Origin of the sequence: Amycolatopsis sp. NPDC059027 (assembly GCF_042739735.1) — a bacterium.
Classification (GTDB): Bacteria; Actinomycetota; Actinomycetes; order Mycobacteriales; family Pseudonocardiaceae; genus Amycolatopsis.
The window spans coordinates 119684-136937 of record NZ_JBHYIK010000001.1 but is presented as its reverse complement, the minus strand read 5'-3'; the positions used below and the strand labels follow the sequence as shown (position 1 = coordinate 136937).

Below are 17254 nucleotides of genomic sequence, written 5' to 3'. Positions count from 1 at the left end.
GCGTCCTCAGCCCGGCAGCCGCAGCGTGAACGTCGAACCCGCACCGGGAACGCTGGCAGCGGTCACGGTCCCGCCGTGTGCCTCCGCGAGTTTGCGGACGATGGCGAGCCCGAGGCCGCTGCCACCGGACTGGCGGGCCCGCGACCGGTCGGCCCGCCAGAACCGGTCGAACACGTGCGGTAGATCCTCTTCGCCGATCCCGGTTCCGGTGTCGGCGACCTCGAAGACGACGTCTTCCCCGTCGCGTTTGCCCCGCACCGAAACCGTGCCCCCGGCAGGCGTGTGGCGGACGGCGTTGGACACGAGGTTGTCGAGTGCCTGGCGCAACCGGACCGGATCCGCCGTCAGGTCCGGATCGGCCAGCGGCGAGACGGACAACGTGACCCCGGCGGCCTCGGCGCGCGGGACGTGCGCGGCGGCAACCTGGGTCAACAGCGTGTTCGCGTCCAGCGGTTCCGGATGCACCCGGAGTTCGCCCGCGTCGGCCAGCGCGAGATCCTGCAGGTCGTCGACGATGTGCTGCAGGTGCACGGCCTGTTCGTGCAACAGCGCCAGGAGTTCGTCATCGGGCTGCGCGACGCCGTCCTGCACCGCCTCGATCCAGCCGCGGATGTTACTCAGCGGCGTCCGTAGTTCGTGCGCGATGTCGCTGACCATGCCCCGGCGCGTCGCCTCGAGCCGTTCCCGCGCCGCGGACATGTCGTTGAACGCGGTGGCCAGCCGCGCGATCTCGTCCCTGCCCCTGACCTCGACCCGTGCGCCCGTCTCCCCCGCCTCCATCCGCTGCGCGGCACCGGTGAGCGCGCGCAGCGGCCGGATCAGCCGGATCCCCGCCAGCACGGTGACGGCGACGGCGATGACCAGCACCGCGCCCGCGACGGCGGCGAGCCGGACCTTGTTCTCCGCCGACAACGTGAACCCGCTCGGCTGATCGTCACCGGCGCTCATGAGGTAGAGCGACGCGGCGGGCGCGACGTAGGGCGTCAGCTGTTCGCGGCGGCTCGCGGCGATACAGGAGTCGACAGCCGGGTCCGGCCCGCTGGGCCGAACCTCCTTCCGTACCCAGGTGAAACCGAGCATCATCTGGACCGGTGGCCTGCCCGCCCGGCCGAGACACTCGTTGACCAGGCCGGTCAGCTTGTCCAGCGCGGCCTGTTCGGTCTTGGTGGGTACATCGAAGCCGAACGGCACCAGGGCGTGGACGGGTTCCGGAGTGAAGACCTTGGAGCAGTACGAAAGTGTGTAGGGATCGGAGGATTCGACACGGGTGCGGCCGTTCGGCTCGGTGACCAGCGAACCGCTGCCGCCGTTCTTCCGCACGCAGCTCAGCGCGCGAGCACCCGCCTGTGCCAGGAACTCCCGCTCGTCGGGGGCCAGCGCGTACGGGCCGACGGCGTCGGGGTCGATACGGTCGGTGCTCGTGGAGACGCCGAGCCCGGCGTCGACGGACAGCGGATCGACGACCACCGACGGCTGTTTCGGCAACGGTCCCGGCCGGGGCGCGGAATCGGCGATCGTGCCGCCGGACGACGTCGCCAGCACGATCCGCCTGCCGGACGACCGCCCGAGCGACTGGACGAGCGCGGGCACGTCCCGCCAGTCCGGATGAGTGGCCGCGTACTTCAGCACGTCCTGGTAGATCCTGCTGTCCTCGGCGAGTGCCTGGCCCTGCTCCTGCCGGATCGCCCCGGAAGTGGTGCGGGCGGCGAGCCAGGCGGTGGCGGCGATCGAGCAGAGCACGATCAGCGCCGACACCGCGAGCAGCCGGACCAGCAGGCTACGCGCCATTCGACGGCCCCGCGGTCAGCTTGTAGCCGACGCCGTAGACGGTGAGCAGCCGCGTCGGCTTCCGGGGCTGTGCCTCGATTTTCTTGCGCAGGTTCATCACGTGGACATCGATCGCGCGGTGGGTGATGTAGCGGTCGAAACCGTGCAGCCGTTCCAGCAGCTGGCCGCGGGTGAACACCCGGTCCGGCTGCGCGGCCATGACCTCGAGCAGCCGGAACTCGCCGGGCGTGCACTCGATCGGACGGCCGTCCGCGGTGACCTCGTGGCGGATCGGGTCGACGGTGATCCCGCCGACGCGCAGCGCGGCATCCGCCCCGTGCGCGGCTTTCGTGCGCCGCAACAACGTCCGCACCCTGGCCACCAGCTCGCGGGGGCTGAACGGTTTGGTCATGTAGTCGTCCGCGCCGAGGTCGAGACCACGCAGCAGATCGTCCTCTGTGGACCGTGCGGTGAGCATCAGCACCGGGATGTCCGATTCGGCGCGGAGCGTGCGGCAGACGGTCAGGCCGTCCATCCCCGGCAGCATCACGTCCAGCACGAGCAGATCCGGCGGATCGCGACGGACGCGGGCGAGTGCCTCGCGGCCGTCCGGCACCACGACGACCAGGTGCTGCTCCCGTTCGAGGTAGCGGCGGACGAGTTCCGCCTGCTTCTCGTCGTCCTCGGCCAGCACGATGTGGGCACACATGACGCCGAGAATAGAGTGTGGAGAGGCCACCCGGATGCGGGCTTGTCCCGGCCGCCATTCGCCGGAATCATGCCCCCACCGAATGCTTGGGGAGGGCATGTGGCCGGGCTGGAGACTTTCGCGCTCAAACTGGGCGGCACCATCGCGACGCACGCCGCGAAATCGTGGCTGCAGCGGCGCAAGGACCGGTTCGAACGTGCGGCCGACCTGGCGGAACTCGCCGCGCAGGAGCTCAAAGGACCGCTGGAGCAGCGGAAACTGGAGAACCTGGTCCAGACGATCGGGACCCAGGTGGCCGAGCAGCTGGAACCGGTGCTGGCCGACCGGTTCGCCACCCTGCCGGGCAACGAGGTCAACGCCGCCTTCCTCGCCGTCGAGGACGCCCTGAACGAGGCGGATCTTTCGGACGAAGCGCTACTCTCCGACGACCTTTCCCCGGAGAAACTCGCCCGGCGGGTCCGTGAGGGCCTCCCCGACCTCGCCGAACAACGGATGCTCGCACCCCGCGCGACCGCCTTGTACGAACTGGCGCTCGACCTGTCCTGCCGCCATCTCGTGCAGATCATCCGGCATCTGCCGTCGTTCCAGCCCCGGACGCTGGTCGAGCTGCTCGGCAGGCTGAGCCGTCAGTCCGAGCAGCTGGAGGAACTGCTCGCGCGGCTACCGAAGACCGCTCTCGACGCCCCTGTCGACACCGACAGCGAGTTCCGCGCGGAGTATCTGGACCTGCTGGCGCGCAAGCTCGACCGGCTGGAACTGCTCGGCCTGCCGATGGACGACCAGCCCGCGCTGCCGTTGTCCGTCGCGTATCTGAGCCTGAGCGTGTCAGCGACGAGCGAGGGGCCTCGGCTGCGCGATCACGGGCCGGACGAGCTGTGGTTCGACAAACGCCATCGCCGGGACGGCCACGCCACCATGCGTGTGGAGACCGCGATCGGCGGCCAGCTCCGGACGCTGGTCCGTGGCGAGGCGGGCTCGGGCAAGACGACCCTGCTCGACTGGCTCGCCGTCACCGCCGCGCGCGGCGGATTCACCGGCAAACTGGCCGACTGGAACGGCTATGTCGCCTTCCCGGTCCGGCTACGGAGTTTCGCCGCCGAGCCACCTCCCGGGCACGAGGACTTCGTCGCGCACGTCACGCCCACGTTGGCGAGCAAGATGCCCCGGGACTGGACGCGCCGGGTCCTCGACAGCGGTAAGGCCATGGTGCTGGTCGACGGCGTCGACGAGGTGGGTGCGTCGCATCGCCGGGAAATCCGGAACTGGCTCAACGAGCTGACCCTCACCTTCCCGAAGGCGCGGTTCGTCGTCACCTCACGAACGGCCGCTGCGGACCAGAACTGGTTGCGCCAGCAGGGTTTCGGCTCGGTCCTGCTGGAACCGATGTCCGCCGACGACATCCAGACACTCACCGAACGCTGGCACCAGGCGGCGAGCGGCACAGCCCGCCACGACGTCGATCTGGCTGCCGTCCAGCGGCGCCTGCTCAACCAGCTCGACAGCCACCCCCAGCTGCGCAAACTCGCCGCGAGCCCGCTCCTGTGCGCCATGCTGTGCGCGCTCAACCTCGCGCACCGGTCGGAACTGCCGCGTGACCGGATGGATCTGTACCGCAAGGCCATGGCGATGCTGATGCACCTGCGGGACACCGAACGCGGCATCGCGGTGCTGCTGACCGAATCGCAGAAACAGGTGCTGCTCGGTGATCTGGCTTGGCGGCTGACGTTGGCGGGCAAGGTCGAACTGCCCCGGGAGAAGGTCTCCGAGCACGTTACGCGCCGCCTCCGTTCAGTGCCGCGCGTCGATCACGAGCCCGCCGCTGTGCTCGATCATCTGGTGGAACGCAGCGGTGTGCTGCGGGAGCCAGTGCGTGGCCGGATCGACTTCGTGCACCGGACGTTCCAGGAGTACCTGGCCGCGAGCGAGGCGACCGAGCACGATTATCTGGACGTGCTGGTCAGCCACGCGCATCTGGACACGTGGTGGGAAACCACGATCATGGCTTGTGGGCACGCGAAGCACCACCAGGTCGGCGAGCTGTTGCGCGGGATTCTGGACCGGGCGGATGCCGAATCGCGCTATGCCCGGCGCCTGCGGCTCCTCGCGGCGGCGTGCCTGGAAACGGTGAGCGATGTGGACCCCGAGGTGCTCGCCCGGGTGGAGGGCGTGATCCAGACGAAGCTGGTACCGCCGAGGAATATCCGGGAGACGCGGTCGCTCTCGACGATCGGGCCGCGCATCCTGCGCTATCTACCGTCTACTTTGGATAGTCTGACCGAGAGCGCCGCCGCAGCCACCGTCCGGGCCGCGGCATTGACCGGCGGCTCCGAGGCACTGGCAACGCTGAAGCGATACGCACCGGACCCTCGCCCTGCCGTACAGCGGCAACTCGCGTCTGTTTGGCGATACTTCGATCCTCAGAACTATGTAAACGAAGTCCTGACGAACGCCCCACTCGACGAGGGTGAAATCACCATAACGACAGGTCGACTATTACCCTACGCCAAACAGTTGTCACAGCTAAGCGGACTGCGCGCTGCACTCAACAGCACCGAGGAATACACCGACCTACTACAGTTTTCAGGCATCCCGCACCTAAAAACACTGAACGCGACCTTCCGGCGCACCGCAGACGTAGACCTGAGCCCAATTTCCGAACACGATCATCTTGAAATGCTGACACTCATGTTCGCAGGAACATTTACTAACATCGCAAAGTTGAAGAGGCTGGCGAATCTGAACTTCTTGTACCTACTTCCCAAGAAGCCCCTCCGCAGCATAACAGCACTAGGAGACATGGAGGGTCTCCAATACCTGGGCCTTATGCATGCTCGCGATATCGAGGCACTTGCAGACCTTCCGAAGCTGGATCACCTCTACCTCAACGGCTGCACACACGACATAATGCCGACCGCCAAGCCACTGTCCAGTGTGTCAATTCTCGTGCTTTACGACAGCCCCGTCAAGAATATGCTACAATATCTCACCGATACATTTCCAAATCTGAAGAAACTCACACTCGGATACTGCATCCTCCACGATTTGAGTGCACTGAGCGAACTTCCCTTGACCAGCGTCGAATTCCAGGACGCTACCGTTGGCGACCTACGACCATTGGCAGCGATACCCACCTTGAAGCAGATCGAGTTCACCCGACTCCACTCGAATATCGATCTCTCCCCACTGGCCGACCTCGACCTGCACATCGAGGTAGACACGGTGGGGGACATAACCGGCCTGGACCGGCTCGGTCCTGGCGTAAAGCTGAAGATCTACTAACCAGCCAGCTTGCGCAGGTCCGGCAGCAGAGCACGCAACGCACGGCCCCGGTGCGAATCGGCGTCCTTCTCCTCCGGCGACAGCTCCGCCGATGTCCGCGTCTCACCGTCCGGCACGAAGATCGGGTCGTAACCAAACCCGTTGGTACCACGGCGTTCCCGCACCAGCGAGCCCCGCCATTCACCGCGCACCACGGTTTCCGTCCCGTCCGGCAGGACAAGAGCCGCCGCACACACGAACGCGGCACCCATCCGCTCGTCCGGGGTGTCCGAAAGCTGTGCCAGGACGAGATCGAGGTTCGCCTCGTCGTCACCGTGCTTCCCGGACCAGCGCGCGGAAAGCACACCTGGCATGCCGTTCAGCGCGTCGACGGAGATGCCCGAGTCGTCCGCGATGGCAGGCAGGCCGGTCGCCGCGACAGCGTCGCGGGCCTTCGCGACGGCGTTGCCCTCGAAGTCCGGGGCCGTCTCCGGCGCCTCGGGGAACTCCTCGACGTCGGCGAGACCGATGACCTCGATGCCCTGAATGCCCTCGGCGTCCAGGATCCGCCGCAGCTCGCCGAGTTTCTTCGCGTTCCGGGTCGCCAGCAGCAGTCGGGTCACTTCGAGCCCTTCTTCTTGTCCGGCCGCGGCTCCGGCAGCTCGCCGGGGTAGGGCAACGCCAGTGCCTCCTTCTGCAGCCGCGTCAGCTCCGCGCAGCCCGCCTGTGCCATGTCCAGCATCGTGTCCAAAGTGGACCGCGCGAACGTCGCGCCCTCGCCGGTACCCTGTACCTCGACGAGCGTGCCCGCGTCGGTCGCGACGACGTTCATGTCGACCTCGGCCCGCGAGTCCTCCTCGTACGGCAGGTCCAGCCGCACGCGCCCGTCGACGACGCCGACGCTGACCGCGGCGACCGACGAGGACAGCGGCTGCGGGTCGGCCAGCCGGTTCGCCGCGCCGAGCCAGGTGACGGCGTCCGCGAGCGCGACATAGCCACCGGTCACCGCGGCCGTGCGGGTGCCACCGTCGGCCTGGATGACGTCGCAGTCGATGACGATCGTGTTCTCGCCGAGCGCGGCCAGATCGATGCACGCGCGCAGCGACCGGCCGATCAGCCGGGAGATCTCGTGGGTACGCCCGCCGATGCGACCCTTGACGGACTCACGGTCGCCGCGGGTGTTCGTCGCCGAGGGCAGCATCGCGTACTCGGCCGTCACCCAGCCCAGCCCGGACCCGGCACGCCAGCGTGGCACGCCTTCGGTGACGCTCGCCGCGCACAGCACGCGCGTGTCGCCGAACTCGATCAGCACCGAACCCGCGGGCCACCGCTGGAAACCCCGGGTGATCTTGACGTCGCGCAGCTGGTCGTCGTTCCTGCCATCTTTTCTCGCCACGCCTTGCACTCTAGGGCGTCGCTCCCGGGGCCCCGTCCCCGGACCGCGAGGGCGTCTGGAAGGACACCGTGCCCTGCGCCGCGGCGACCTGACGACCGTCGTTCTCGACGTCGATCCGCACGATCGCGACCGAACGCCGCCTGGCCAGGATTGTCGCCGTCGCCCGCACCACCCCGGCACGCACGGGCGCGAGGAAGTTCATCTTGAACTCGAGGGTGGCCGGCCAGGTGCCCGCCTCGACGTGCGGCAGCAGCACCGAACCGAGGCTGTGGTCGACGAGCGCCGCCACCACCCCGCCGTGCTGGATCCCGAACTGCGACCGGAACTCCGGCCGCACGGTGAGCTCGAAACAGCCGTGCCGGTCGCTCAGTTCGACGGTGGTGATGCCCAGCGTGCCGGGAAACTCCCCGAACACCGCCGGATCCGTGCGCAGCAACTGGTCGTGCCCGTCGGGGTTGAGGAACCCTTCACCGATCGCCTCAGACGTCATAGACCGCGCCCTGCTCGACGAGTTCGGCGTTCGGGAAGATCGCCTTCGCCTCGGCCAGCACGGCGTCCCGATCGGTCCAGGGGGCGACGTGCGTGAGCAGCAGCCGTCCGGCGCCGGCGTCCTTGGCCAGTTCGCCGGCCTGCTTGCCCGACAGGTGCACCCCCGCCGGCCGGTCCGCGGAGTCGGTCCAGGACGCCTCCGACAGCAGGACGTCGACGCCGTCGGCCAGCTCGCCCAGCGCCGCGCACGGGCCGGTGTCCCCGGTGTAGGCGAGAATCCTGCCCCCGTAGGAGATCCGCAGGCCGAAGGCGGGCGTCGGATGATCGACCGGCACCGCGGTGACCTCGAACGGGCCGATCAGCGTCCGCTCGTCCCGCAGCGGATGGAACGCGAAGACGTCCGAAAGGTCGGTCTCGGCGCGTTCGGTCTCGTTCGGCGCGTAGGCGTTCGCGAGCCGCCAAGGCGCGTCCACCGGAGCGTGCACCGGCAGCCGCCGCGGCCTGGCCGGGTAGGGCGGCGCCGGATGGTAGCGGCGCAACACGGTGAGCGCGCTGACGTCCGCGCAGTGGTCCGGATGCAGGTGGCTGAGCACCAGCGCGTCGAGGTCGAACGGGTCGGCGACAGTCTGGAGCTGCGCGAGTGTCCCGTTGCCGAGCTCGATGGCCAGCAGGAAGCCCTCCGCCTCGAGCAGATAGCCGGACGCGGCGGTGTTCGGCCCGGGGATGCTGCCCGAGCAGCCGAGGATCGTCAGTCGCACCACGCCACCCTAAGCGTCCGGAACCTTTTCTACCCGCCAGTAGGAGCAAGCACACCCGGCGCGAACCCCATGAAACGCTGGGCGAGCCGCGCGAACGGCTCGGCCGACCCGGTCGCGACGAACTCGTGCCGGGGCGGGGTCTCCCGCTCGGCGAGCAGTTCGCGTTCGGTGAGCACGCGGACGAGGTCCTTCGCGGTCTCCTCCGCGCTCGACACCAGCGTCACCTCGGGCCCCATCACGATCTGCAACACCCCGGCCAACAGCGGGTAATGCGTGCAGCCCATGACGAGCGTGTCGACGTCGGCGTCGAGCAGCGGCTCCAGGTAGCCCTGGGCGAGCCCGAGCACCTGCCTGCCGGTCGTGATCCCCCGCTCGACGAAGTCCACGAACCGCGGGCAGGCGACGCTGGTGAGCCGGATGTCCGGGGCGGCGGCGAACGCGTCGTCGTAGGCGAGCGAACGAACGGTCCCCTCGGTGCCGATGACCCCGACCCGCCCGGTGTGGGTCACGCGCGCGGCCCGCCGCGCGGCGGGGAGGACGACCTCGACGACCGGGATGTCGTAGCGCTCGCGGGCGTCGCGCAGGCAGGCCGCCGACGCCGTGTTGCACGCGATGACCAGCGCCTTCACCCCGCTCTCGACGAGTTCGTCGAACCGCTCGAGCGCGTACTCGCGCGCGGTGGCGATGGGCAGCGGGCCGTAGGGGTTCCGCGCGGTGTCGCCGACGTACCGCAGCTGTTCACCGGGGAGCTGTTCGAGGATCGCCCTCGCGACGGTGAGCCCGCCGACGCCGGAATCGAAAACGCCGATCGGGGCGTCGACGGGCGCTGAACTCACACCCCGAGGTTACCCGGGCCGCCGGGCGTGACCTTCTTGGCCTTGTCCGCTCGGGCCATGAGCCAGGCCGCGAGCACCCCGGACAGCGCGCCGAACAGATGTCCCTGCCAGGAGATCCCCGGATTGCCGGGCAACAGGCCCCACAGCATCCCGCTCCACACGCCGAGCAGGACCACCGCGACCAGTATCTGCCCGAACGCCCGGTTGAAAATGCCCCGGACCAGCAGGAACGCGAGCCAGCCGAAGGCGAGCCCGGACGCGCCGACCGTCACCGCGTCCGACGGCCCGACCAGCCAGACCCCGAGGCCGGAGACCACCCAGATGATCGCCGTCACGATCGCCCAGCGCCCGATTCCCGCGGCCATCGCGAGGAAGCTGAAGATCAGCACCGGGACGGTGTTCGAGAACAGGTGCGACCAGCCCGCGTGCAGCAGCGGAGCCCACAGGACACCGTCGAGCCCGGACAGCTCGCGTGAGTGGATGCCGGCCAGGTCCAGCCGCGCCGGGAGGATCGCGTCCACCAGCTCGACGAGATAGAGCAGCGCGGTGAAGGACAGCGCGACGATCGCGGCCGCCTTCGGGTTCGGCGGCAGGACACGTTTGGCCGGATCGGTGGCGGGCACGCCAGCGGACGACGGCTCGGGCAAAGTGCTCACATCACCCAGGCTACGTCGGCGACCGGCGGCCCACCTCGGGTGAAATCCCTGATCCACACCCCGGGTGACCCGGGCTGTGCCGTGCCGAGTTTGTCGGTGCGCACCGCTAGCCTGCGCGACATGGGGAATCTCGACGTCACCGCCTATCTGCACCGGCTCGGCTGCGCGGCCGAGCCGCCGAGCGCGGACGCCCTGCGGCGGCTGCACAGCGCGCACATCGAACGCGTCCCGTACGAGGCGCTGGAGATCGCGCTCGAACGTGTCACACCGCTGGCGCCGGAGGCCTCGCTGGCACGGATCCTGCGGGGCCGGGGCGGCTACTGCTATCACCTCAACGGCGCGTTCTCCGCGCTGCTGCGCGCACTCGGCTACCAGGTCACGCGGCACCTCTGCGGAGTGCAGAGCAGCGCCGAGGACTCGCCGAACCTCAACCGCAGCCATCTGGGGCTGACCGTCACCGGCCTGCCGGACGATCCGGAGACGACGTGGTTCGCCGACGTCGGGCTCGGTGACGGGCTGTATGAGCCGGTGCCCCTGCGGTACGGCGAGTTCTCCCAGGGCCCGCACACCTACCGGCTGCGTGCCTCCGACGTCGTCCCCGGCGGCTGGCGGTTCGACCACGACCCGGCGGGCAGCTTCGTCGGGATGGACTTCGCGCCTGGCGCGGCCGAGATGCCCGATTTCACGGAACGGCACCACTGGCTGTCCACGTCGCCGGAGTCGGGGTTCGTCCGGGTGTGCGTAGTGCAAAGCCTCGATTCCCGCGGCGTCGACACGCTGCGGGCGCTCACCCTCAGCCGCAGCGGCGACGTCGAGAAAAAAGCGGTCCTGGAGTCACCTGGGGACTGGTGGACGGCGCTCGCCGACGTCTTCGGCATCCCGGCCGAGGCGTTCACCGGCGAGGAGCGGGAGCGCCTGTGGCGCCTGGTCCTCGGCCAGCACGAGGCTCACCTGGCCGGAGCGGCGGGGAGCGAGGTGGTGCCCAGCGCGTAGTCGGCCGCGGTCTCGGCGTGCAGCCGGGTCGTCGGGAAGGTCGGTACCGGGCTGTCGCCGGCGCCGACCAGCAGCTCGATCTCGGTGCAGCCGTAGATCACGCCCTCGGCCCCGGCCCCGGCCAGCCGCCGGATGATCGCGCGGTAGGCCTCCCGGGACTCCTCGGTGACCACGCCGAGCACCAGTTCGTCGTAGATGATCCGGTGCACACGTTCGGCGTCATCGGGTTCTGGCACCAGGACATCGAGACCGTGCGCGGCGAGCCGTTCGCGATAGAACGGCTGGGCCATGGTGAACCCGGTCCCGAGCAGGCCGACGCGCTTCAGCCCGGCGTCGAGGATCGCTTTCGCGGTCGTGTCGGCGAGGTGCAGCAGCGGGATGCCGAGACCTTCGGTGAGCCGGTCGGCGACCTTGTGCATGGTGTTGGTGCACAGCACGACGAAGTCGGCACCCGCGGCCTCCAGCGCCCGCGCCGCGCGGTTGAGTTCCGCGCCGGCGTCGTCCCAGCGCCCCTCGGCCTGCATCGCCTCGATTTCCGCGAAGTCGACCGAGTACAACACCGTGCGCGCGGAGTGGAAGCCACCTCGCACGGCCTTGACCCGCTTGTTGACGAGCCGGTAGTACTCAGCCGACGACTCCCAGCTCATCCCGCCCAGCAACCCGATGGTCTTCATCCGGCCAGTCTGCCGGTCCCGTGTTCGCCGTGGCCCAAGCGCCCATGCCCTCAAAGAGTGGAGGGCGGAGCTAGGCCCAGAGCTGGCCGTCGAGGCGTTCGGCGGCTTCGTCGAGGGAGCCGGAGTAGGCGCCGGTGGACAGGTACTTCCACCCGGCGTCGGCGACCACGAAGGCGACGTCGGCAGGCTCGCCACGTGCTGCCGCCTTCTCGGCCACGGCGAGCGCCGCGTGCAGCACCGCGCCGGTGGAGATCCCGGCGAAGATGCCCTCGTGCTCCAGCAGTTCGCGGGTGCGGCGCAAGGCGTCGTACGCGCCGACCGAGTACCGTCCATTGAGGACGGACGGATCGTACAGTTCGGGCACGAATCCCTCGTCGAGATTGCGCAGCCCGTACACCAGCTCGCCGTAGCGCGGCTCGGCGGCGATGATCTGCACCTCCGGCTTCGCCTCGTGCAGATAGCGCCCGACACCGACGAGGGTGCCCGTCGTGCCCAGACCGCCGACGAAGTGGGTCAGCGTCGGCAGGTCCTTCAGCAGCTCGGGGCCGGTGCCGCGGTAGTGCGCGTCGGCGTTGGCCGGGTTGCCGTACTGGTAGAGCATGACCCAGTCCGGATTGGCCTCGGCCAGCTCCTTCGCGCGGCGCACGGCCTCGTTGGACCCGCCCGCGGCCGGGGAGAACACGATCCGCGCGCCGTACGCCTGCAGCAGCTGCTTGCGCTCGGCCGAGGTGTTCTCCGGCATCACGCACACCAGGCCGTAGCCCTTGAGCTTCGCGGCCATGGCCAGCGAGATCCCGGTGTTGCCCGAGGTGGGCTCCAGGATCGTCGAACCGCGCCGGAGTATGCCTTCGCGCTCGGCGGCCTCGATCATCGCCAGCGCGGGGCGGTCCTTGATCGAACCGGTCGGGTTGCGGTCCTCCAGCTTCGCCCACAACCGGACGTCGTGGGTCGGGGACAGCCGCGGCAACCCGACCAGCGGAGTTCCGCCGAGCGCGTCGAGCAGGGACTCGAAGCGAGCCATGGCTCAGCCGCCCGCCACGGCGGGGAGGATGGTCAGGGTGTCGCCGTCCTTGACCTCGGCGCCGAGGCCACCGGCGAAGCGGACGTCCTCGTCGTTGACGTAGACGTTGATGAAGCGGTGCAGCTTCTCCTCCTTGACCAGGCGCGCCTTGATCCCGGCGTGGCGCGACTCGACGTCGTCGATGACCTCGAGGACAGTGCTGCCCGCCGCCTCGACGGACTTCTCGCCGCCGGTGTGGGTGCGCAGGATGGTCGGGATGGACACGGTCACGGCCATGGGTTCTTACCTCCGGTGGATTCTCTCTCGCAGACGCCTCAGGTGGCCCGCTTTATTCCGGCTCGGGAAGTCAGTCGACGATCTCGACGGGCTCCTCGGTGATCTCGGCGTCCACGATGCGGTACGAGCGGAACTCGTGCGTATCGGGGTCCCTGGTGGACACGAGCACGTAGTGCGCGTCCGGCTCGGCGGCGATGGACGCGTCGGTCCGCGACGGGTACGCCTCGGTCGCGGTGTGCGAGTGGTAGATGACCACCGGCACCTCGTCGTTCGCGTCCATCTCCCGGTACAGCTTCAGCAGGTCGGCCGAGTCGAACTCGTAGAACGTCGGCGACCGCGCCGCGTTGAGCATCGGGACGAAGCGCTCGGGGCTGTCCGAGCCCACGGGACCGGCGATCACGCCACAGGCCTCGTCGGGATGGTCACGACGGGCGTGGGCGACGATTTCGTCGACGAGTTCACGGCGAATCCGGAGCACGTGGGACATCTTACGTGCTGGACACAACGCGTCCAGATGGTGAGACTTACGCCTCTTGCCCTGGTCAAGAGCTTCGCAAAGGCTCCCCACCGTGTCTCCGGATCCGGAACACTGGTCAGGTGCCCCTGTCGTCGAAAGTACGCGACCGCTGCCGGATGTACCTGGGGACCGACGAGCGGATCCAGTACCTGATCCCCGGGATGTCGATCTCCATCAACCGGATGCGCATGCACGTCGGGTTCCTGGTGATGGTGACCGACCGGCACGTGACGATCCTCGCCTGCAGCCGGTGGCGGCGGAACCGGCCGACACAGATCTGGGAACGCCTGCCCCGCTCCACCGAACTCGGCCCGCTCGAGGTCGAGTCGTCACTCGGCCCGGTGCTCTCGGTCGGCGGAATCGAGCTGGAGATCGACGAGGAGTACATCGCGGCCGTCCGCGCGGCGAATCTGGAGAGCACCCAGAACGCTCTCCCGGACGACCCGCTCCCCGACCTGTGAGCCTCACACGCGGCGAAGCGCGTTACGGCGTTCCGGGCCAGGCCTCCGGCCAGACGTCGCGGTAAGCCGGGATCCCGCCCGCGGTGGTCGCCGCCAGCATGCCGTGCACCATCGCCCGCGCGAACACCCGCGCCGCCGCCGAACTCAGCTCGTTCCACGCCCGCACCCGTGGCGCCCGCTCGTCCGGCAGTTCGCGGTCGCCGGTCGCCAGCGCGAACACCGTGTCCCCGTCGAACATCGTGTGTGCCGGACGCACCGCCCGCGCCACGCCGTCCTGCGCGGCGACGGCGAGCCTGCGCGCCTCCGCCTTCGACAGCACCGCGTCGGTCGCGACCACGCCGATCGTCGTGTTCAGGTCCGTCGGCCGTGGCGTGATGTCGCCGGGCCGGTCCGGCCATCGCACGCCGAACTCGCCGTCGACCTCGTGATCGGCGGCAAATGCCCGCCCGGTACGGAGATCGACGGCCTCGCCCGCCGCGTTGACCACGGCCAGCGCGCCGACGGTGAAGCCGCCCACCCGCTCACTCGCCGTGCCGACCCCGCCCTTGAGCGAACCGACGGCCGCGCCCGCTCCCGCACCGACGCTGCCCTGCGCGACGGGCCCCGGCACGGCCGCTTCGCAAGCGGCGTAACCGAAAGCGGAGTCCGGGCGCTTGCCCCACTCGCTGCGTGGCAGGTCGAAGATCACCGCGCCGGGCACGATCGGCACGACCTCGTGTGGTTCCCTGCCGACCGGGGTGCCGAGGTTCCGCTCGCCGAGCCAGCGCATGACGCCGTCGGCCGCCGCGAGACCGTACGCGCTTCCGCCGGACAGGCACACCGCGTTGACCTGCTGGACCACGTTCTCCGGCCGCAGCAGATCGGTCTCGCGCGTTCCCGGCGCGCCGCCCCGCTGGTCGACCGCGCCGGTCGCGCCGCCGGGCACGAGCACGACCGTCGTGCCCGTCGCCCAGCCGTCGCCGATCCGCTCGTGGTGGCCGACCAGGATCCCGGGGACGTCGGTGAGCTGGTTCCGCAGCGACGCCGTCACGCGGCGGCCTCGCTCCGCGAGACAGTGTTCAATCCTCTTGGGCGCCTGATACCAATCCGACCGAAAGCAGGCGGATACGGTCCGCAGCCGACCAGCTCGTAAGTACCCGTTTCCGCCGTGGCTGCCGTCGGATTGGTAACGAATGGCACAGAATCCATGATTCGCTCGCAAGCTTCGCTCATGCGGTGAGCGCCTGGATCAGCGTCTCCTGGACCCAGGTCAGCCAGTGGTAGACACCGAGATGCGCCGAGCGCGGGTCCTCCTCCGGCAGCTCGTCCGGCATGTCCTCGGTGACGTCGAGCGCGGTGCCCAGCGCCAGCCGGACGTCGTTGAGCGCGCTCAGCCACGCGTCGGCCTGTTCGAAGGTCAGCCGCACGTTCCCGCCGTCACGCGGCAGCGTGTCGAGCACGGTCTCGGCGACCCCGACCTTCAGGTCCAGCAGCTCCGGCTCGTGCAGCGACCGCATCGCGGCGGCGGAGTCGAGCTCCTCGCGCGTCGGGTTGTCCGGGTCGAGCCGGTGGAAGTCCGGCAGCAGCCGGGAGAGCACCGGGTCGTCCGGGGACTCCGTCGGGCCGGTGCGGATGCCGGTGAGCTCGGCCAGCTCGTCCTGCGGTGCCTCCTCGGCACGCGCGCGCAGCATGTCCTCGAGCTGGCTGACCAGCCCGCGCAGGACCGCGGCCTCCTGCTGCTCGAACCCGGCGACGATCGTTTCGCCCTTGCGGCGCCAACCGTTCACGAGGGCTGTTCCATGGTCGCCCACAGCCCCGCCGCGTGCAGCTTCGCCACGTCGGTCTCCACCTTCTCCTTGGAGCCCGACGACACGATCGCCTTGCCCTTGTGGTGCACGTCCAGCATCAGCTTGGTCGCGTGATCTCTGCTGTACCCGAACAGCTTCTGGAAGACATAGGTCACGTATGACATGAGGTTCACCGGATCGTTCCACACAATGGTGCGCCACGGTTTGTCCGTAGCGGCGTGCTCTGCTCCGGCGGGCTCGACCTGCGTCTGTTCGGAGGCGACTGGCGTCGACATACACACCATGGTGTCACGGAGCCGACAAGGCACGCCGTGCCAGGTCCGGCCGTGTGGGTGAATAGGGTGACTCCTATGGGTTCACCGGAGCCGGGCACCGGCGCCAGCACGGCGCTGCTCACCGATCACTACGAACTGACCATGCTGAGCAGCGCGCTGGCCGATGGCACGGCCGAACGCCCCTGCGTTTTCGAGGTTTTCGCACGCAGGCTGCCCGACGGCCGCCGCTACGGCGTCGTCGCCGGCACGGCCCGCGTGCTCGACGCCATCGCGGACTTCCGCTTCACCGACGCCGAACTGGCGCAGCTGGAAGCCACCGCGGTCGTCGACGACGCGACGCTGTCCTGGCTCGCCGACTACGAGTTCTCCGGCGACATCGACGGCTATCCCGAGGGCGAGCTGTACTTCCCCGGCTCGCCGATCCTCACCGTGTCCGGCAGCTTCGCCGAAGCGGTCGTGCTCGAGACGCTGGTGCTGTCGATCCTCAACCACGACAGCGCGATCGCCTCGGCGGCGGCCAGGATGTCCGGCGCCGCGCACGGGCGGCCGATCATCGAGATGGGCGGGCGGCGGACCCACGAGTACGCCGCCGTCGCCGCCGCGCGCGCCGCCTACCTGGCGGGCTTCGCGACGACGTCCAATCTGGAGGCGGGCCGCCGCTACGGCATCCCCACCCGCGGCACCGTCGCACACGCGTTCATGCTGCTGCACGACAGCGAGGAAGCCGCGTTCCGCGCGCAGGTGAGCAAGATGGGCGCGGACACCACGCTGCTGGTGGACACCTACGACATCACCAAGGGCATCGAGACCGCGGTCCGCGTCGCCGGGCCGGAGCTCGGCGCGATCCGGATCGACTCCGGCGACGTCGGCCCGCTCGCCCGCAAGGCCCGCGAGCAGCTGGACGCGCTCGGCGCGAAGGACACCCGGATCGTCGTGTCCGGCGACCTGGACGAACACGCCATCGCGGCGCTGCGCGCGGAGCCCGTCGACGCGTACGGCGTCGGCACCTCGGTGGTCACCGGCTCCGGCGCGCCGACCGCGGGCATGGTCTACAAGCTCGTCGAGGTGGACGGCAATCCGGTGGCCAAACGCAGTGCCCACAAGGAGTCCCGCGGCGGCCGGAAGTCCGCGATGCGGCGGCTGCGCAGCACCGGCACCGCCGTCGAGGAGGTCGTCTGGACCACCTCCGCGCCCGCGCCCGAACGTGGCGCCGACGACCAGCTGCTGCAGATTCCCCTGGTCCGGGCCGGGCGCACGGTGGATGATGTGCCCACGCTCGACGACGCGCGGCAGCGGCTGCGCCGAGGGCTGGTGAGCCTGCCTTGGGAGGGCCTCAAGCTCTCGCACGGCGAGCCCGCGATTCCGACGCTTTTCCTCTAGG

Annotated in this window: 19 protein-coding genes; 4 read left to right on the top strand and 15 right to left on the bottom strand. The window is 69.5% G+C overall.

Annotated elements, in window-relative coordinates:
- Window positions 1-6: 6 nt before the first annotated feature.
- Together ACFWY9_RS00650 and ACFWY9_RS00645 are read right to left on the bottom strand one after the other, a co-directional pair.
- On the bottom strand, window positions 7-1788 hold the full coding sequence (locus ACFWY9_RS00650; protein ID WP_378328615.1) for a sensor histidine kinase: 1782 nt from the start codon (window positions 1786-1788) through the stop codon (window positions 7-9).
- Window positions 1778-2476: a response regulator transcription factor gene (locus ACFWY9_RS00645; protein WP_378328616.1), complete on the bottom strand. Its 699-nt coding sequence runs from the start codon at window positions 2474-2476 to the stop codon at window positions 1778-1780. The genes ACFWY9_RS00650 and ACFWY9_RS00645 overlap by 11 nt, the downstream gene beginning before the upstream one ends.
- A 99-nt stretch (window positions 2477-2575) precedes the next feature.
- Between ACFWY9_RS00645 and ACFWY9_RS00640 the strand changes: the two genes are divergently transcribed.
- Entirely contained in the window at window positions 2576-5755 is a 3180-nt protein-coding gene (locus tag ACFWY9_RS00640) for an NACHT domain-containing protein (protein WP_378337807.1), read from the top strand.
- On the opposite strand, the gene rdgB is transcribed toward ACFWY9_RS00640, so the two are convergent.
- The 6 genes from rdgB to ACFWY9_RS00610 are packed head-to-tail and all read right to left on the bottom strand — an operon-like array spanning window position 5752 to window position 9869.
- Window positions 5752-6357: an RdgB/HAM1 family non-canonical purine NTP pyrophosphatase gene (gene rdgB, locus ACFWY9_RS00635; RefSeq protein ID WP_378337806.1), complete on the bottom strand. Its 606-nt coding sequence runs from the start codon at window positions 6355-6357 to the stop codon at window positions 5752-5754. The two genes, ACFWY9_RS00640 and rdgB, sit on opposite strands and share 4 nt — an antisense overlap.
- Window positions 6354-7130: a ribonuclease PH gene (rph, locus tag ACFWY9_RS00630; RefSeq protein ID WP_378328619.1), complete on the bottom strand. Its 777-nt coding sequence runs from the start codon at window positions 7128-7130 to the stop codon at window positions 6354-6356. The genes rdgB and rph overlap by 4 nt, the downstream gene beginning before the upstream one ends.
- 10 nt (window positions 7131-7140) lie before the next feature.
- Entirely contained in the window at window positions 7141-7620 is a 480-nt protein-coding gene (locus tag ACFWY9_RS00625) for a PaaI family thioesterase (protein WP_378328620.1), read from the bottom strand.
- Window positions 7610-8377, bottom strand: coding sequence for an MBL fold metallo-hydrolase (locus ACFWY9_RS00620; protein WP_378328621.1), 768 nt, complete (start codon window positions 8375-8377; stop codon window positions 7610-7612). Before ACFWY9_RS00620 ends, ACFWY9_RS00625 begins: the two co-directional genes overlap by 11 nt.
- A 29-nt stretch (window positions 8378-8406) precedes the next feature.
- On the bottom strand, window positions 8407-9213 hold the full coding sequence (gene murI / locus ACFWY9_RS00615; protein ID WP_378328622.1) for a glutamate racemase: 807 nt from the start codon (window positions 9211-9213) through the stop codon (window positions 8407-8409).
- Window positions 9210-9869 (bottom strand): rhomboid family intramembrane serine protease, encoded by a 660-nt coding sequence (locus tag ACFWY9_RS00610; RefSeq protein ID WP_378337805.1) that lies wholly within the window; start codon window positions 9867-9869, stop codon window positions 9210-9212. Before ACFWY9_RS00610 ends, murI begins: the two co-directional genes overlap by 4 nt.
- A gap of 120 nt (window positions 9870-9989) precedes the next feature.
- Between ACFWY9_RS00610 and ACFWY9_RS00605 the strand changes: the two genes are divergently transcribed.
- Window positions 9990-10862 (top strand): arylamine N-acetyltransferase, encoded by an 873-nt coding sequence (locus ACFWY9_RS00605; RefSeq protein WP_378337804.1) that lies wholly within the window; start codon window positions 9990-9992, stop codon window positions 10860-10862.
- Here the strand turns inward: ACFWY9_RS00605 and ACFWY9_RS00600 are convergent.
- The 4 genes from ACFWY9_RS00600 to ACFWY9_RS00585 all read right to left on the bottom strand — a co-directional run bounded on the left by ACFWY9_RS00600 (window position 10817) and on the right by ACFWY9_RS00585 (window position 13320).
- Window positions 10817-11536, bottom strand: coding sequence for an aspartate/glutamate racemase family protein (locus ACFWY9_RS00600; protein WP_378337803.1), 720 nt, complete (start codon window positions 11534-11536; stop codon window positions 10817-10819). The two genes, ACFWY9_RS00605 and ACFWY9_RS00600, sit on opposite strands and share 46 nt — an antisense overlap.
- A 70-nt stretch (window positions 11537-11606) precedes the next feature.
- Window positions 11607-12557: a PLP-dependent cysteine synthase family protein gene (locus tag ACFWY9_RS00595; RefSeq protein WP_378328626.1), complete on the bottom strand. Its 951-nt coding sequence runs from the start codon at window positions 12555-12557 to the stop codon at window positions 11607-11609.
- Between the two features lie 3 nt (window positions 12558-12560).
- Entirely contained in the window at window positions 12561-12833 is a 273-nt protein-coding gene (locus ACFWY9_RS00590; protein ID WP_378328627.1) for a MoaD/ThiS family protein, read from the bottom strand.
- A gap of 70 nt (window positions 12834-12903) precedes the next feature.
- Window positions 12904-13320 carry a Mov34/MPN/PAD-1 family protein gene (locus tag ACFWY9_RS00585; protein ID WP_378328628.1) on the bottom strand — a complete coding sequence of 139 codons (417 nt, stop codon included), beginning with the start codon at window positions 13318-13320 and terminating at the stop codon, window positions 12904-12906.
- A gap of 110 nt (window positions 13321-13430) precedes the next feature.
- Here ACFWY9_RS00585 and ACFWY9_RS00580 point away from each other — a divergent pair, with 110 nt between their 5' ends.
- The gene (locus tag ACFWY9_RS00580; protein WP_378328629.1) at window positions 13431-13811 is read left to right on the top strand and encodes a hypothetical protein; all 381 of its coding nucleotides are present in this window, start codon (window positions 13431-13433) and stop codon (window positions 13809-13811) included.
- A 22-nt stretch (window positions 13812-13833) separates the two neighbouring features.
- Here the strand turns inward: ACFWY9_RS00580 and ACFWY9_RS00575 are convergent, their stop codons facing one another.
- The 3 genes from ACFWY9_RS00575 to clpS form a co-directional block, all read right to left on the bottom strand.
- Window positions 13834-14841 carry a P1 family peptidase gene (locus ACFWY9_RS00575; RefSeq protein WP_378328630.1) on the bottom strand — a complete coding sequence of 336 codons (1008 nt, stop codon included), beginning with the start codon at window positions 14839-14841 and terminating at the stop codon, window positions 13834-13836.
- Window positions 14842-15019: 178 nt separating this feature from the next.
- Complete coding sequence (locus ACFWY9_RS00570) at window positions 15020-15577, bottom strand: DUF2017 domain-containing protein (RefSeq protein WP_378328631.1); 558 nt, start codon at window positions 15575-15577, stop codon at window positions 15020-15022.
- Window positions 15574-15873, bottom strand: coding sequence for an ATP-dependent Clp protease adapter ClpS (gene clpS / locus ACFWY9_RS00565; RefSeq protein ID WP_378328632.1), 300 nt, complete (start codon window positions 15871-15873; stop codon window positions 15574-15576). Before clpS ends, ACFWY9_RS00570 begins: the two co-directional genes overlap by 4 nt.
- Window positions 15874-15948: 75 nt before the next feature.
- On the opposite strand from clpS, the gene ACFWY9_RS00560 reads away from it, so the two are divergent.
- Window positions 15949-17253, top strand: coding sequence for a nicotinate phosphoribosyltransferase (locus ACFWY9_RS00560; protein ID WP_378328633.1), 1305 nt, complete (start codon window positions 15949-15951; stop codon window positions 17251-17253).
- Window position 17254: the final 1 nt, after the last annotated feature.

Excerpts from the sequence above, each read along its gene's own strand:
- ACFWY9_RS00595 (WP_378328626.1), bottom strand. The coding sequence starts at position 12,557 with ATGGCTCGCTTCGAGTCCCTGCTCGACGCGCTCGGCGGAACTCCGCTG.
- ACFWY9_RS00645 (WP_378328616.1), bottom strand. The coding sequence starts at position 2,476 with ATGTGTGCCCACATCGTGCTGGCCGAGGACGACGAGAAGCAGGCGGAA.
- clpS (WP_378328632.1), bottom strand. The coding sequence starts at position 15,873 with ATGTCGACGCCAGTCGCCTCCGAACAGACGCAGGTCGAGCCCGCCGGA.
- ACFWY9_RS00600 (WP_378337803.1), bottom strand. The coding sequence starts at position 11,536 with ATGAAGACCATCGGGTTGCTGGGCGGGATGAGCTGGGAGTCGTCGGCT.
- ACFWY9_RS00605 (WP_378337804.1), top strand. The coding sequence starts at position 9,990 with ATGGGGAATCTCGACGTCACCGCCTATCTGCACCGGCTCGGCTGCGCG.
- ACFWY9_RS00590 (WP_378328627.1), bottom strand. The coding sequence starts at position 12,833 with ATGGCCGTGACCGTGTCCATCCCGACCATCCTGCGCACCCACACCGGC.
- ACFWY9_RS00625 (WP_378328620.1), bottom strand. The coding sequence starts at position 7,620 with ATGACGTCTGAGGCGATCGGTGAAGGGTTCCTCAACCCCGACGGGCAC.
- ACFWY9_RS00560 (WP_378328633.1), top strand. The coding sequence starts at position 15,949 with ATGGGTTCACCGGAGCCGGGCACCGGCGCCAGCACGGCGCTGCTCACC.
- ACFWY9_RS00650 (WP_378328615.1), bottom strand. The coding sequence starts at position 1,788 with ATGGCGCGTAGCCTGCTGGTCCGGCTGCTCGCGGTGTCGGCGCTGATC.
- ACFWY9_RS00585 (WP_378328628.1), bottom strand. The coding sequence starts at position 13,320 with ATGTCCCACGTGCTCCGGATTCGCCGTGAACTCGTCGACGAAATCGTC.